The 15,030-nt window shown below is 66.8% G+C and carries 16 protein-coding genes; 9 read left to right on the plus strand and 7 right to left on the minus strand.

What is annotated here, in order from left to right:
• The first annotated feature begins 51 nt into the window (after positions 1-51).
• The 5 genes from A7G45_RS03205 to phoU all read left to right on the plus strand — a co-directional run bounded on the left by A7G45_RS03205 (position 52) and on the right by phoU (position 5,797).
• Complete coding sequence (locus tag A7G45_RS03205) at positions 52-639, plus strand: TetR/AcrR family transcriptional regulator (protein ID WP_043988313.1); 588 nt, start codon at positions 52-54, stop codon at positions 637-639.
• Positions 640-765: 126 nt separating this feature from the next.
• On the plus strand, positions 766-1,767 hold the full coding sequence (locus A7G45_RS03210; protein WP_071289376.1) for an acyl-ACP desaturase: 1,002 nt from the start codon (positions 766-768) through the stop codon (positions 1,765-1,767).
• Positions 1,755-2,936, plus strand: coding sequence for a tRNA dihydrouridine synthase DusB (gene dusB / locus A7G45_RS03215; protein WP_260937925.1), 1,182 nt, complete (start codon positions 1,755-1,757; stop codon positions 2,934-2,936). The genes A7G45_RS03210 and dusB overlap by 13 nt, the downstream gene beginning before the upstream one ends.
• A 2-nt stretch (positions 2,937-2,938) precedes the next feature.
• Complete coding sequence (locus A7G45_RS03220; RefSeq protein WP_260933600.1) at positions 2,939-5,047, plus strand: LCP family protein; 2,109 nt, start codon at positions 2,939-2,941, stop codon at positions 5,045-5,047.
• 78 nt (positions 5,048-5,125) lie between these two features.
• The gene (gene phoU / locus A7G45_RS03225) at positions 5,126-5,797 is read left to right on the plus strand and encodes a phosphate signaling complex protein PhoU (RefSeq protein WP_133762372.1); all 672 of its coding nucleotides are present in this window, start codon (positions 5,126-5,128) and stop codon (positions 5,795-5,797) included.
• 3 nt (positions 5,798-5,800) lie between these two features.
• Here phoU and A7G45_RS03230 read toward each other — a convergent pair whose 3' ends face one another.
• A complete protein-coding gene (locus A7G45_RS03230) occupies positions 5,801-6,313 on the minus strand; it encodes a MarR family winged helix-turn-helix transcriptional regulator (protein ID WP_260933602.1) in 513 nt (170 codons plus the stop codon).
• A 75-nt stretch (positions 6,314-6,388) separates the two neighbouring features.
• On the opposite strand from A7G45_RS03230, the gene A7G45_RS03235 reads away from it, so the two are divergent.
• Positions 6,389-7,363 carry a quinone oxidoreductase family protein gene (locus tag A7G45_RS03235; RefSeq protein ID WP_260933606.1) on the plus strand — a complete coding sequence of 325 codons (975 nt, stop codon included), beginning with the start codon at positions 6,389-6,391 and terminating at the stop codon, positions 7,361-7,363.
• Positions 7,364-7,709: 346 nt separating this feature from the next.
• On the opposite strand, the gene pstB is transcribed toward A7G45_RS03235, so the two are convergent.
• The 6 genes from pstB to A7G45_RS03265 form a co-directional block, all read right to left on the minus strand.
• Positions 7,710-8,486 (minus strand): phosphate ABC transporter ATP-binding protein PstB, encoded by a 777-nt coding sequence (gene pstB / locus A7G45_RS03240; RefSeq protein ID WP_043987936.1) that lies wholly within the window; start codon positions 8,484-8,486, stop codon positions 7,710-7,712.
• A 16-nt stretch (positions 8,487-8,502) separates the two neighbouring features.
• Positions 8,503-9,417 carry a phosphate ABC transporter permease PstA gene (pstA, locus tag A7G45_RS03245; RefSeq protein ID WP_260937927.1) on the minus strand — a complete coding sequence of 305 codons (915 nt, stop codon included), beginning with the start codon at positions 9,415-9,417 and terminating at the stop codon, positions 8,503-8,505.
• Positions 9,418-9,425: 8 nt separating this feature from the next.
• Positions 9,426-10,457 (minus strand): phosphate ABC transporter permease subunit PstC, encoded by a 1,032-nt coding sequence (gene pstC, locus A7G45_RS03250; RefSeq protein WP_260933610.1) that lies wholly within the window; start codon positions 10,455-10,457, stop codon positions 9,426-9,428.
• Positions 10,458-10,532: 75 nt separating this feature from the next.
• Positions 10,533-11,642: a phosphate ABC transporter substrate-binding protein PstS gene (pstS, locus tag A7G45_RS03255; protein WP_260933612.1), complete on the minus strand. Its 1,110-nt coding sequence runs from the start codon at positions 11,640-11,642 to the stop codon at positions 10,533-10,535.
• A gap of 147 nt (positions 11,643-11,789) precedes the next feature.
• A complete protein-coding gene (gene mshD, locus A7G45_RS03260) occupies positions 11,790-12,680 on the minus strand; it encodes a mycothiol synthase (RefSeq protein ID WP_260933615.1) in 891 nt (296 codons plus the stop codon).
• Entirely contained in the window at positions 12,677-13,453 is a 777-nt protein-coding gene (locus A7G45_RS03265; protein WP_043390405.1) for a winged helix-turn-helix transcriptional regulator, read from the minus strand. The genes mshD and A7G45_RS03265 overlap by 4 nt, the downstream gene beginning before the upstream one ends.
• Before the next feature lie 208 nt (positions 13,454-13,661).
• On the opposite strand from A7G45_RS03265, the gene lmeA reads away from it, so the two are divergent.
• Genes lmeA through A7G45_RS32660 form a run of 3 tightly spaced genes read left to right on the plus strand, consistent with a single transcriptional unit; the run spans position 13,662 to position 15,003 of the window.
• The gene (gene lmeA, locus A7G45_RS03270) at positions 13,662-14,459 is read left to right on the plus strand and encodes a mannan chain length control protein LmeA (protein WP_260933622.1); all 798 of its coding nucleotides are present in this window, start codon (positions 13,662-13,664) and stop codon (positions 14,457-14,459) included.
• Positions 14,456-14,881, plus strand: coding sequence for a thioredoxin family protein (locus A7G45_RS03275; protein ID WP_260933626.1), 426 nt, complete (start codon positions 14,456-14,458; stop codon positions 14,879-14,881). The genes lmeA and A7G45_RS03275 overlap by 4 nt, the downstream gene beginning before the upstream one ends.
• A gap of 29 nt (positions 14,882-14,910) precedes the next feature.
• A complete protein-coding gene (locus A7G45_RS32660; protein WP_366663813.1) occupies positions 14,911-15,003 on the plus strand; it encodes an Ms5788A family Cys-rich leader peptide in 93 nt (30 codons plus the stop codon).
• Positions 15,004-15,030 lie beyond the last annotated feature (27 nt).

Below are 15,030 nucleotides of genomic sequence, written 5' to 3' on the forward strand. Positions count from 1 at the left end.
GTCAGCGGGTATCCTGACTACACGCGTTGTCAGCCATAGCCTAGGAGTCACGTGCCTTCCGGTCAACGACAGGGCCGCTGGTCCACCGTCCCACTGGCGGACCGCCCGACACGGCGCCGCGAGGCGCTCATCGACGCCGGCATCGCCGCGCTCGGCCATGCCGCCGGCCCGGCGGCGACCGTCCGCGCGGTGTGCCGGACCGCCGGCCTCACCGAACGCTATTTCTACGAAAGCTTCACCGACCGTGACGATTTCGTCCGCGCCGTCTACGACGAGGTGTGCACGACCGCCATGGCGGCGCTGACCACCTCACAAAACGCCCGCGACGCCGTCGAGCGGTTCGTCACGATGATGGTCGACGACCCGACCCGTGGCCGGGTGCTGCTGATCGCCCCGGCCCAGGAACCGGTGCTGACCAGGTCAGGCGCCGACTGGATGCCGAGCTTCATCGAACTGGTACAGCACAAGATGTTCCCCGATGGCGACCCCGCCCGCCGAACCTTGGAAGCGACCAGCCTGATCGGCGCCCTGACCGCGCTGTTTACCGGATATCTGGGCGGGAAGCTGCCCGTCACCCGGGAGCAATTCGTCGATTATTGCGTCGACATGCTGCTCAGCCGGGTCCCGTCACGCCAGTAAGACAAGCAATTCCCGAGATAACAGTTCAGATTCACCAGTCCGACATGCGTCACAGCAACTTGATGTCACTACCCGACACAGATACTCTGACTGCTACCAACAGGTACAGATACATCGGGAGGCGCGATGACAGCGGAAATGACCGACCTGCAGCTCCTTCATGAGCTCGAACCGGTCGTCGGGACGCTCATCGACCGGCACATGAACATGCGCAAGGACTGGAACCCCCACGACTACATCCCGTGGAAAGAGGGCAAGAACTACTACGCCCTCGGCGGCCAGGACTGGGACCCGGAGCAGTCCAAGCTGTCCGAGGTCGCGCAGACCGCCATGGTGCAGAACCTGCTGACCGAGGACAACCTGCCGTCCTACCACCGCGAGATCGCGATGAACATGGGCATGGACGGCCCCTGGGGCTTCTGGGTCAACCGCTGGACCGCCGAGGAGAACCGGCACGGCATCGCCCTGCGCGACTACCTCGTGGTCACCCGCAACTGCGATCCGGTCGAGCTGGAAGAACTGCGCGTCGAGCAGGTCACCCGCGGCTTCTCCCCCGGCCAGAACGGACAGGGCGACCTGTTCGCCGACAAGCTGTTCGAGTCGGTCATCTACGTGTCCTTCCAGGAGCTGGCCACCCGCGTCTCGCACCGCAACACCGGCAAGGCGTGCAACGACCCGGTCGCCGACCAGCTGCTGCAGCGCATCTCGGGTGACGAGAACCTGCACATGATCTTCTACCGCGACATCTCCGCTGCGGGCCTGGACATCGCACCCAACCAAGCGATGGAGGCGCTGCACCGCGTGCTGCGCAACTTCAGGATGCCCGGCTACACCGTGCCCGACTTCCGCCGCAAGGCCGTCGTCATCGCCGTCGGTGGCGTCTACGACCCGCGGATCCACCTCGACGACGTGGTGATGCCGATCCTGAAGAAGTGGCGCATCTTCGAGCGCGAGGACTTCACCGGTGAGGGCGCCCGGCTGCGCGACGACCTGGGCAAGCTGATCGAGGAGCTCGAGGACACCTGCGACAAGTTCGAGGTCGCCAAGCAACGCCGTCTGGAGCGCGAGCGCAAGGTCGCCGAGAAGAAGGCGATGAAGAACCTTTTGGTGTCGTCATCAACGTCGTAACTCCACCGCTAGACGCGGCGCCTTCGGCCCGATCCCTTCGGATCGGGCCGATCTCGTTGCGCTCCCCGGTCGTGCTCGCCCCCATGGCGGGTGTGACGAACGTCGCCTTCCGCACCGTGTGCCGCGAGCAGGAGCTGGCCCGCGTGGGCACCGTGAGTGGCCTGTACGTCTGCGAGATGGTCACCGCGCGTGCGCTGGTCGAGCGGAACGCCTCGACTCTGCACATGACGACGTTCGCGCCCGAGGAATCACCCCGCTCGCTGCAGCTCTACACCGTCGACCCGGCCACCACCTACGCGGCCGCCAAGATGATCGTCGACGAGAACATGGCCGACCACATCGACATGAACTTCGGCTGCCCGGTGCCCAAGGTCACCCGGCGCGGCGGTGGTTCGGCACTGCCCTACAAGCGCAAGCTGTTCGGCCAGATCGTCGCCGCCGCCGTGCGCGCCACCGAGGGCACCGACATTCCTGTCACCGTGAAGTTCCGGGTCGGGATCGACGACGCCCACCACACCCACCTCGATGCCGGCCGGATCGCCGCCGAGGAGGGTGCCGCGGCCGTCGCGCTGCACGCCCGCACCGCGGCGCAGCGCTACTCCGGCACGGCCGACTGGGACCAGATCGCGGCATTGAAAGCCCACGTCACCGGTGTCCCCGTGCTCGGTAACGGCGACATCTTCGACGCCGACGATGCACTGCGGATGATGGCCGAGACCGGGTGCGACGGCGTCGTCATCGGCCGCGGTTGCCTGGGCCGGCCCTGGCTGTTCGCCGAATTGTCGGCGGCATTCAACGGGCAGCCTCGCCCCACTCCGCCTACCCTCGGCGAGATCGCGAACATCATCCGCCGCCACGGCCAGCTCCTCGCCGATCATTTCGGCGAGGACAAAGGCATGCGCGACATCCGCAAGCACGTCGCCTGGTACTTGCACGGCCTGCCCGCCGGCACCGATCTGCGCCGCGCACTGGCTCTGGTGAAGACCCTGGCCGAGCTGGATGAGCTGCTCACCCAACTCGATTCGGATGTACCGTTCCCGGACTGCGCCGAAGGCCCACGAGGCCGGCAGGGTTCACCGGGTTCGGTGGTGCTCCCCGAAGGCTGGCTCGACGATCCCGACGACTGCACGGTGCCGTTCGGCGCCGACCTGGTCAACTCCGGCGGGTAGACGTGAGCGACCGCGACCGGACCACCCCCGGTGAGGGTGACGGCGATGCTGCCGGCGAAAACCCCTGGGTAACGCGCACGACGCGGGCCTCGGGGCCGGTCCGGGCGCCGTGGGAACGGGCCGGTCACCTGCCGGATCAACCGGACGACGAGGTCACCGGCAGCCACGGCGGTGGTGGCGTCACGGTCGCCGAACTCATCGCGCGACTCTCGGGTGGCTCGGCGCCGCCGGCGCAGGCCATCGAAGCGCCCTCACCACCCAAGACACCGGCGCCGCGGCAGCCTGCCCCGAAGCCGGTACCCCCGCCGCGGCCCGCACCGAAGCCCGAGCCCGTCAGCCCGGCGCCGGCGGCCGAGGCGCCTGCGCGCCCCACCCGCCGTCAGCCCGAATCCGACCCCGCCACAGAGGTTTTCGGCGCGCTGGTGCCGTTGGCCGACCCGGTCGAGCTGCCCGAGCGGCCGCGCGCCGTGGTGCGCACCGACGTGCGGAACTACATCGACCATCCAGAGCGCGACCATCCGGAGCGGCCGACGCATGCCGACGCTCCCCCGCCCGTCGATCACCACACCCGCCATCGGTTCGCGGTGGCAGGTCGCGTCATCATCGCGCTGGCCGCCGTCATCGCGCTCACGATGACCGGTGCTGCCTGGCAGTGGCAGAACATCAAGAACAACAGCATGAACCGAGTCTCGGCGCTGGACCTCAACTCCCGCGACATCGTCGACCCCAAGGCGCAGTTCGGCGACGAGAACTTCCTGATCGTCGGCGTAGACAGCCGCTACGGCCAGAACGCCGACATGGGTGCCGGTACCACCGAAGAGGCGGGTGGCGCGCGCTCCGACACGATCATGCTGGTGAACATCCCGGCGAACCGCAAACGTGTTGTGGCGGTGTCGTTCCCGCGCGACCTGGCCATCAAGTCGACGCTGTGCGAAGCCTGGGATCCGAAGACCGGCGCCTACGGGCCCATCTACGACGAAGACACCAAAAGCTATGGGTCCGACCAGGTTTACACCGAGACCAAGCTGAATTCGGCCTACTCCTTCGGTGGCCCCAAGTGCCTGGTCAAGGTGATCCAGAAGCTCTCGGGCCTGTCGGTAAACCGGTTCATGGCAGTCGATTTCGCCGGCTTCTCCAAACTCGTCGATGCCGTCGGCGGCGTCGAAGTCTGTAGCCCCACACCCCTCGAGGACTACGAGCTGGGCACCGTGCTGGACCACTCCGGCCGCCAGGTCATCGACGGTCACACCGCGTTGCAGTACGTCCGCGCCCGCCAGGTCACCACCGAGGTCAACGGCGACTACGGCCGGATCAAGCGCCAGCAGATGTTCCTGTCCTCACTGCTGCGGTCCATGATCTCCAAGGACACCTTCTTCAACCTCGGCAAGCTCAACAACGTCGTCAACCTGTTCATCGACGACTCCTCGGTCGACAACGTCACCACCAAGGATCTCGTTCAGCTGGGCCAGTCCATCCAGGGCGTCAGCGCGGGCCGCGTCACCTTCGTCACGGTGCCCACCGGCGTCACCGACTCCGAAGGCAACGAACCCCCACGGGTCGACGACATGCGCGCGCTGTTCGACGCCATCATCAACGACGACCCGCTGCCCGAGGAGCGCAACGCCGACAGCACCCCGGTACCCAGCACGCCGGCCGCGCCGAGCACCACGTCAGCCAACTCGGACGCCGAACAGGTCGACACCACGACGACCGATCCGAGCCAGGTGACGGTCCGAGTGTCCAACTCGACCGGTCAGGACGGCCTGGCCGCAACCGCGACCAAGGAACTCGAGCAGCACGGCTTCACCGTCACCTCCCCGGACGATTACCAGGGCCAGGTGACGTCGACGACGGTGTTCTTCTCCGCCGGGCACGAACAGGCGGCCGCGACGGTGGCTTCGTCGCTGCCGAACGCCCACGTCGAGCGGGTGTCCGGCCTGGGAGACGTGGTGCGCGTGGTGCTCGGGACCGATTTCACCTCGGTGGGCACCCCGGCAACCAGCGGCTCAGCGGCCCAGATGCGGGTGACCCACGGCAGTCTGTCCGGCGAGCCCACCAAGCTGCCGGAAGACCTCAGCATCACCAATGCGGCCGATACCAGCTGCAAATAGCATCTGCCCTATCCCATTCACCGGGCGTTCATTGCCAGATCACGGCATGTCCAAGGGCCAGAAAGTAGGCTGGAGCGCATGCGTACCGCGTACCACGAGCAACTTGATAGCCTCACCAACCGCCTGGGCGAGATGTGCGGCCTGGCCGGCGTTGCCATGGAGCGCGCGACCCAGGCCCTGCTGCAGGCCGATCTGGTGCTGGCCGAGCAGGTCATCTCCGACCATGAACAGATCGCCGCGATGAGCGCGCATGCCGAAGAGCAGGCGTTCGTCCTCCTGGCACTGCAGTCGCCCGTCGCCGGTGACCTGCGGTCCGTCGTCGGCTCCATCCAGATCGTCGCCGACGTCGACCGCATGGGCGCGCTGGCGCTGCACGTCGCCAAGATCGCCCGCCGGCGCCACCCGCAGCACGCGCTGCCCGAGGAGGTCAACGGCTACTTCGCCGAAATGGGCCGCCTGGCAGTCGAATTGGGCAACACCGCACAAGAGGTACTGCTCACCCGGGACCCGGAGCGCGCCGCCCGTATCCAAGAAGAAGACGACGCGATGGATGACCTGCACCGTCATCTTTTCAGCGTGATGATGGACCGCGAATGGAAGCACGGAGTGACCGCGGCCGTCGACGTGACGCTGCTGAGCCGCTTCTACGAGCGCTTCGCCGACCACGCGGTCGAGGTCGCCCGCCGGGTGATCTTCCAGGTCACCGGCCGTTTCTCCGACGACAACGACGGCCTGCCCACCATCCGCTAGGTTTCACGTCCGCTCAGCCGGTACCAGCCGCACGCCGTCCCGGCCCGCGGCCAGCAGGTCCTGCAGCATCTTCGCCAGCACCGACAGTTCCGCAGCGGTGTAGCGCGACAGGAAGTCGTGCCGGCCGGCATCCATTTCGTCGTGCATGCGCTGGTGCACCTCGATGACCAGCTCCCCGTCTGCGGTGGGGGTCAGCTGCAGCTCCTTGCGGTTACCAGGCACCGGCGAGCGGGTGACCAGACCGGCGTCGACCAGGCGCTGCACATGCTTGGATACCGTGCCCTTGAGTTGGTCGGTGCGGGCTGCCAGGCCCACCACGCTGACCGACCCGTCCGCGAGTACCGCCAGCAGATGCATGCTGAGTGTGGGTAGTTCACGCGCGGTGCGTTCCAGCCGCGGTGGGCAGTGTTCGGCAAGGTAATCACGCTCGGCATCGGCCTCGTCGTTGTCGAACTTGTCCCCGACCGCACCGACCAGCGCACCGATCTCGGCGATCAGCGCTGACTTGGTTTTCACGGAAACCATCTTGCCATCCGGACGGCGCTCGCCATATAGTTTCCGTAGAAACTATTTCTGAGCCGAGGAGCGCACATGAAGGCAGCGGTCGTGCACGAGTGGGGCCAGCAGCCCCGGTACCTGGATTTCCCCGAACCCCAGCCGCGCGACGGCGCCGTCGTCGCCGCGGTGGAGGCGTCAGCGCTGACCAACCTCAGCCGCATGGTGATCATGGGAAAGCACTACAGCAGCAAGGAAATTCAGCTGCCCGCCATCGCCGGAGTGGACGGCATCGCCCGCCTCGACGACGGCACCCGGGTGTACACCGGGTCGCTGACACCGTACGGGCTGATGGCCGAACGCACCCTCGTCGTCCCGGCCGACGGCGTCCCGGTGCCCGAGCACGTCGACTCGGTGACGGCCGCCGCGGTGCCCAATCCCGGTGTGTCGGCATGGATGAGCCTGGATTACGCCGCGCAGACCAAACCCGGCGACCACGTGCTGATCCTCGGCGCCACGGGCGTCACCGGGTCGCTGGCCGTGCAGTTGGCCAAGTTCGTGTTCGGGGCGGGGCGCGTCGTGGTGGCCGGCCGCAATCCCGAGCGACTGGACTGGCTGCGCACCGTCGGAGCCGACGACGTCATCGCGCTCGGCACCGACGATCTCACCGAAACCGTTGTGGCCCAGCACTCGGCGCGGCCGTTCGACGCCGTCATCGACTACCTGTGGGGCACGCCCGCACAGCAGACCCTGGCAGCCCTGGCGGCCGCGCATTCGTCGACGCATTTCCACGCCACCCGCTTCATCCAGGTCGGCTCGATGACCGGCGCGAGCATCAGCGTCGACGCTGCGACGTTGCGCAGCACCGGAATTACCCTCCAGGGCGTGGGCATCGGCAGCGTCCCGCCCGAGGCCCTGCTGCGCGCCCGCACCGAGGGCTTGCCCAGGCTGTTCGCCATGCTGGCGGCCGGCGAACTTCAATTGACCACCGTCGCCCGCCCACTGGCCGAAATCGAAAACGTCTGGGCGGCAAAGGAACCCTCCGGCACCCGCGTCGTCATCACGCCCTGAGGGTCATGTCTCTGTGCCGGACCCCGGGAAAAGGTCCGTGAGTTCAATCTTGGTAGCAATGTGCCGTTGGTGATTGAACTCAGGGACCCCTGACAGGCCGAAAAAGTACCTGTGTTCAATCAACGCGGCCGCGCCTCCATGGTGATTGAAACCATGTACTTCTGTGGCCAGTCTTTCGTTGAGCTATGGCGCCACTGCAGTTGATCGTGTACCGACGCTGACAAAAGTTCGCACCGTCGGCGTACCACCTACCGATATGCGCGCGAGCGGTCCCGCAGAGGGAGGTACCCCCAGCGAAAACCCCCAAATCCCGCAAGATTTGGGGGTTTTCGCGTCTGCTCGGGGATTACCCGAAGCGGCCGGAGATGTAGTCCTCGGTGGCTTTCTTGGACGGGTTCGAGAAGATCTTCTCGGTGTCGTCGATCTCGACCAGCATGCCGGGCTTGCCGGTGGCTTCGAGGTTGAAGAACGCCGTCTGATCACTCACGCGCGCAGCCTGCTGCATGTTGTGCGTGACGATCACAATGGTGAAGTCCTGCTTCAGTTCTGAGATCAGGTCCTCGATGGCGAGCGTCGAGATCGGATCCAGCGCCGAGCAGGGCTCGTCCATCAGCAGCACATCGGGCTGCACGGCGATCGCGCGGGCGATGCAGAGCCGCTGCTGCTGACCGCCGGACAGGCCACCACCCGGCTTCTCGAGCCGGTCCTTGACCTCGTTCCACAGGTTGGCACCCTTGAGCGACCGCTCGGCGACCTCGTCGAGCGTCTTCTTGTTGCGCACACCCTGCAGCTTCAGCCCGGCCACCACATTGTCACGAATGGACATGGTGGGGAACGGGTTCGGGCGCTGGAACACCATGCCGATGGTCTTGCGGACGCCGACGGGGTCCACGCCCGCGGCGTAGATGTCGTCACCGTCGAGCAGCACCGATCCAGTGGCGCGTGCGCCCGGAATCACCTCGTGCATACGGTTCAGGGTGCGCAGCACCGTGGACTTGCCACAGCCCGACGGCCCGATGAACGCGGTGACGCTGCGCGGCTCCACCGACAGCGAGACAGACGCCACGGCGTGGAACGAGCCGTAGTAGATATTGAGATCCTTGAGATCAAGCCGTTTGGCCATTAACCCGCACTCCTGCTCAAACTTTTTTCGGGGCAAAGAACTTGGCGCACAACCGCGCTGCCACATTCAGCAGAGCGATCAGCAGCACCAGGGTCAGTGCCGCTCCCCACATCCGGTCGGTGGGGACCTCGTTGGCGCCCGCGCCGGCGCCGATCTGGTCGTACATCATGCCGGGCAGCGAGCCCATGAAGCCGCCGAACATGTCGAAGTTCATGGCTTGGGCGTAGCCCACCAGAACCAGCAACGGCGCCGTCTCGCCCATGACGCGAGCCAGGGACAGCATGACGCCCGTGAGGATGCCCGACAGCGCTGTCGGAATGACAATGCGCACAATGGTTTTCCACTTGGGAATGCCCAGTGCGTAACTGGCCTCGCGCAGATCCATCGGGACGATGCGCAGCATCTCCTCGGTGGACCGCACGATGACCGGGATCATCAGCAGCACCAGCGCCAGCGACACCGCGAAACCGGTGCGCTGGAAGCCGAGAGTGGCCACCCACAGCGCGTAGATGAACAGTGCGGCGACGATCGACGGGACACCGGTGAGGATGTCGACCATGAAAGTGGTGAGCTTGCCCAGCTTGGTGCCGCCGCCGTACTCGACCAGATACACCGCGACCAGCACGCCGATCGGGATGGAGATGACGGCGCACACGAGAGCCTGCAGCACGGTGCCGACGATCGCATGGTAGGCACCGCCGCCCTCCACGAACGCGGTCATGCCGGACTGCGAATTGGTGAACCAGTCCGCCGACGTGAGGGCCTTATAACCCTTGGTGACAACGGAATACAGCACCCACACCAGCGGGATCAGCGCCAACAGCACCGACATGCTGACCAGCACCGTGGCCAGATTGTCGACCACCTTGCGGCGCAGGCCCACCCCTTCGAAGGAGTGGTGCTTGACCGGCCGATCCAGCATCGCGGCCATCTTGGCGTTCATTTCGCTCCCCTACCGGCCACCGCGGCGCGCGCCGCGGAGTTCACCACGAAGGTGAGAATGAACAGCACCAGGCCGGCGGCGATGTACGCGCCGGCCTTGAACTGGTCGTTGAATTCGCTTGCGGTGGCGGCGATCTTGCTGGCGAACGTGTAGCCGCCGTCGAACAGCGTCCAGCTGAACTGGGTCTGGGTGCCGCGCAGGATGATCAGCAGCGCGATGGTCTCACCGAGCGCGCGGCCCAGGCCGAGCATGGCACCGCTGATGTAGCCCGACAGACCGAACGGCAGCACCGTGGTGCGGACGACTTCCCAGCGGGTGGCGCCCAGCGCCAGCGCGGCTTCGATCTGGCCGCGCGGTGTCTGAATGAAGACCTCGCGGGTCACGGCGGTGATGATCGGCAGAATCATCACCGCGAGCACGATGCCCGCGGTGAAGATGGTGCCGCCACCGGCGACCGAGGCGTTACCGGTCTTGAACAGGAACAGCCAGCCCAGATCCTTGTTGAGCCACAACGCAAACGGCTTGATCACCGGGGCCAGCACGTACAGGCCCCAGACGCCGTAGACGATCGACGGCACCGCGGCCAGCAGATCCACCATGTACGACAGCGGACCGGACATCTTGCGAGGGGCGTACTGCGTCACGAAGATCGCGATACCCAAGGCGACGGGCATTGCGATCAGCAGCGCGAACACCGACACGAAGACGGTGACCTGCAGCAGATCGAGGATGCCGAAGTGCATCGCCGAGGTGTCGGTGGTGACCCAGTTGCCGCCGAAGGTGAAGAAGTTCTCCTTGTTGCGGGCCAGCGCCGGGATGGCGCGCCACAGCAGGAAGACGCCGATGGCCGCGATGAGCGCGACGATCAGTACGCCGGAGCCCTCCGCGAGCAGGCGGAAAACCCGGTCGCCCAGGCGAACTTTCGAGCCCTTCGATGGGTCGAGAGACACCGGCGTCGGCTCCGGGAAGGGTGCGGCGAGCGCCTCACCCGACCCCGCGTCGGCTGGATTCGGTGTTGTCACTGTCATCCTGTCAGGAACCTAACGGTCGTGGGCTCCGGTTCCATCCTCACCGGGATGGAACCGGAGCGCCAGCAGTACTGCTTAAGCGATTGCGTCGACCGACTGCAGCAGACGCGCCTTGAAGGCGTCGGGCAGCGGGATGTAGCCCGCCTTCGACAGGTTGGCCTGGCCCTGGTTGGCCGCGACCTTCAGGAACGACTTGACCGCAGCGGCGGTGTCGGCGTCGTAGCCCTTGGAGCAGACGACCTCGTAGGTGGCCAGCACCAGCGGGTAGGCGCCGGCTTCCTTGGTCGAGTACAGCGACTTCAGGTCGAGCGCCAGGTCGTTGCCGTCCTTGGCGAACTTGGCGGAGGCAATGGCCTTCTTGGCGTTGTCATCGGTCAGTTCGACTGCGCCGGAACCGGTGTCGATCTGCGCGAACGGCAGGCCCGCGGCCGCGGCCGGGCTCTTCTCGACGTAGCCGATGGCACCCGGGGTGGCCTGCACGGCCTGCACGACGCCGGCCGACTTCTGCGCGCCTTCACCGGCGCCGCCCTGGAACTCGCTGCCGGCGCCCTTCTTCCAGCTCTCCGGAGCCGCGGCGGCCAGGTACTTCTGGAAGTTGTCGGTGGTACCCGACGAGTCCGAGCGGTAGACCGGCTTGATGTCGGTGTCCGGCAGGGTGGTGCCGGCGTTCAGCGCGGCGATGGCCGGGTCGTTCCACTTCTTGATCTCGCCCTGGAAGATCTTGGCCAGCACGTCGGCGTTGACGACGAGCTTGCTCACGCCTTCGAGGTGGTAGGCCATGGCGACGGGTCCGAAGACCAGCGGCAGGTTCCACGCCGGGTTGCCGCCGCAGCGCTCGGCAGCCTTCTCGATCTGCTCCTTGGCCAGCGCCGAGTCGGAGCCGGCGAAGTCGACCTGCTTGGCGATGAACTGCTGGCGGCCGGCGCCCGAGCCGGTGCCGTTGTAGGACAGGGTCTTGCCCGAGCAGACCTGGCCCCAGGCCTTGTTGAACTCGGCGATCGCGTTCTGCTGTGCGGTCGAGCCCTCGGCGGTCAGCGCGTTCTTGCCGCCGCACTCCGCGGCGGAACCGCCGGTCGACGACGCGGTGCCGGACTTGTTGTCGTTGCCACACGCGGTCATGCCAACGGCAAGCGACGCGGCCGCTGCGGTGACGACGAGTGCTTTACCGATGATGGTGAACTTCACGGGTCCTCTTTCGGTGTCGGCCGATGGTCGGCTTCAAGGGTCGGCTTCCGACTCCCGCGCAACGTATGCGGCCGTGGTGGACGAATTCCTGATGCGGAATGAACACGGGGTGAACACGGTCAGCGACTTTTCAGCCAACTCGCTGTTTCAGCTAACGGTCGACGCTCCGGCGTACGCGACATCGGCGCTGTAGAGCTCGAACCCGAGACGTTGATACGTCTTCACCGCCGCAGTGTTGTCTGCCTCGACATACAGCAGTACTGTCCCGTCGGTTCCCAAGCGGTCGGCCAGATAGTGCAGCCCGGCCAGCGTCAGCAACGCACCGAGCCCGCGGCCCTGCGCGTCGGGGCCGACCCCGACGACGTACACCTCGCCGAGCCCGGAGCCCGGGTGAATCTTCGTCCAGTGGAAGCCGAGCAACCGTTCCCCGGCGAGATCCGCGGCGTCATAGGCCAGGAACAACCCCGCCGGGTCGAACCACGACTCACCCCGGCGCTCGTCCACGTCAGCCTGCGTCCAACCGCCCTGCTCGGGGTGCCAGTGGAACGCGGCGTTGTTGACGCGCAGCAGCTCGGTGTCGACCTCGGGACCCGGATAGGTCGTCAGCCGTACCCCGGGTGCATCGGACAGCGGCGGCAGCGCCGACAACGAGCGGCGCATCTGCCACAGCTCGCGCACCGCCGTCAGCCCGAGCGCCGAGGCAGTGGCGCGCGCGGCATCGAGGTTGCCGTGCGCCCAGATTCGGGTGTCCGGGCCACTGGCAGCCAGGCCCGTGCGGATCAGGTCGCTGCCGATCCCGCGGCGCCGCGCCGGGACGGCGACGACGGCCTCGGCCATGTCCGGCGCCAGGTTCAGATAGCCGACCAACTCACCGGAGTCATGGGCCAGCAGATGCCGGGTGCGGTCCAACGGCAACTCCCGCAGCACCTGGTCCCCCACCGGGGCCACCCCGTCAGCGGCAGTCGCGGCCGCGACGAGTGCGCGGATCGCTGCCTGATGGTCAGCACTCAGCGCGGTGTGCCAGGTCAGTTCCGTCACTGGGCGGGCAGGGTCTGGCGAGCATCAGGCCCGGTTTCGACGTCGTCGGCGTCGTCCTCGTCTTCGACGTCGTCGACCGCCTCGGCGGCACCATTGGTGCGGCCGCGCGCGGGCCGGACGGCCTTGTAGCCGACGTTGCGGACGGTGCCGATCAGCGACTCGTAGTCGGGGCCGAGCTTGGCGCGCAGGCGCCGCACGTGCACGTCGACAGTGCGGGTGCCGCCGAAGAAGTCGTAGCCCCACACCTCCTGGAGCAGCTGGGCGCGGGTGAACACTCGGCCGGCGTGCTGAGCCAGGTACTTCAGCAGCTCGAATTCCTTGTAGGTCAGGTCAAGGGGCTTGCCACGCAGCCGAGCCGTGTAGGTGCCCTCGTCGATGACCAGCTCACCGAGGGTGATCTTGCCGGCGCTCTGCTGGTCGGCGACGCCGTTGCGGCGTCCCACCAGCAGTCGCAGCCGGGCGTCGATCTCGGCGGGCCCGGTGCCGGGCAGCAGGATTTCGTCGATACCCCACTCGATGTTGACGGCCACCAGACCGCCTTCGTTGACCACCGCCACGACGGGTACGGATGCGCCGGTGCTACCCAGCAGACGACAGAGTCCGCGGGCGGCCGCGAGATCGGTGCGCGCGTCGACGATCGCCACGTCGGCGTTGCCAGCTTCCAGCAACGACGACACCTCGGTGGGTGCCGGCCGCACGTTGTGCGGCAACAGCGCCAGCGCCGGAAGTACCGACTCCGGGTGCGGGTCGACGGTCAATAGCAGAAGATCCAACGGGTCCTCCAGTGCGTCCGGAGCCGCACCGGACCGTTCCCGGCGACGACGCTGTCGCGGTTCGATCCAGCTTGACTCCGGAGAATCATGGCTGACACATGGCCGTTACCGGCCAAGATCACCTAACGATAGCTTGCCACCTGCGATTTAGCGGCTTGGAACGGCCGGTCGCGGCACCGCGTGGCTGGGCGTACGCCAGAATGTCCGGATGCGCAAGGTGATGACTCGGCTGCTGATCCCGGTGGCCGTGCTGATCCTCGTGGTCGTCGGCACCGATTTCGGGTTCGCGATCTTCGCCGAATACCGGATGGCCCGCAGCGTCCGGACCGCGGCGCACCTGCACTTCGATCCGTGGGTCGCGATCCTCGGGTTCCCGTTCGGACCGCAGGCCGCGCGCGGCGAGTACGACGAGGTGGAGATCAAGGCGGGCAGCGTCTCGCATCCCGTCGCCGGCAAGGTGTCGCTGGAAGCCACCATGTACGACATGGTCTCGTCGCCGAAGTCCTGGCTGATCGGACCCGACGCCAAGCTCTCGGCGTCCAAGCTGGAGAGCCGCATCATCATCGACTCCACCCACGTCGGCCGCTTCATGGGTATCAAGGATCTACTGGTGGAGGCCCCGCCGAACGAGACCGACGATGCGACCGGCGGCACCACTGAGTCCGGCATCTCCGACAGTCACGGGCTGGTGTTCACCGGCACCCCGACCGCCGCGGGCCTCGACAAGCGCGTCAGCGTCGCGGTGGATCTGTCGATCACCGGCGCCGACCACACCAACCTGGTGTTCACGGCCACCGAGGTGCTCACCGGCCCGGGTACCGCCGAGCGGCAGGTGCCCGACGACAAGAAGGCTGCGGTGTTCCGCGCCTTCTCCACCACGATGCCGGGGATGAAGCTGCCGTTCGGGCTGGCCCCGACCAGCGAGGGCGCCCGCGGCTCCGACGTCATCATCGAAGGCATCACCACGGGAGTAACCGTGCCCCTGGATGGGTTCAGACAGTCATGAACTCCACCGTTCTGGTGCTGACGGTCCTGGTCGCCGCCCTCGGGATCGCGTACATCGTGGGCCGGCTGCTCACCCTGCGTGCCGGGCTGATGAAGGAAGTCCCGCCGGCCGAACCGTCCGCCGAAAACGACAACTCCGACCTCGGCCTGTCCACCACCGGCCCGACCGTCGTGCATTTCAGCGCAACGTGGTGCGGACCGTGCGCGGCCGTCCGCCGCGTCGTCGACCAGGTGTGCGGCGAGCTCGGGGTCGCGCACGTCGAGATCGACCTGGACGCCAATCCTGTTGCGGCCCGACGACTGTCGGTGCTCTCACTGCCGACGACGTTCATCTTCGACGCCTCGGGGCAGCAGCGGTACCGCACCGCGGGGGTCCCGAAATCCGCTGACCTGCGGGATGCCCTGCTACCGCTGTTGGCTTGAGCACCCCGTCGTTGGGTAAGCTGTCTGCCGTGTTGTCCCCCCGCGAGCTCCTGCTCACCAAGCGTCGCGCAGTTGATCTGTGCCGCGTTGCGGGTTGTTGCTGTTGTTGTTGTAGCTGCTGAGAGTCGCGCCGTCGTTTCGTGTTGCGC

This window comes from Mycolicibacterium llatzerense, assembly GCF_025331195.1.
Lineage (GTDB): Bacteria > Actinomycetota > Actinomycetes > Mycobacteriales > Mycobacteriaceae > Mycobacterium > Mycobacterium llatzerense.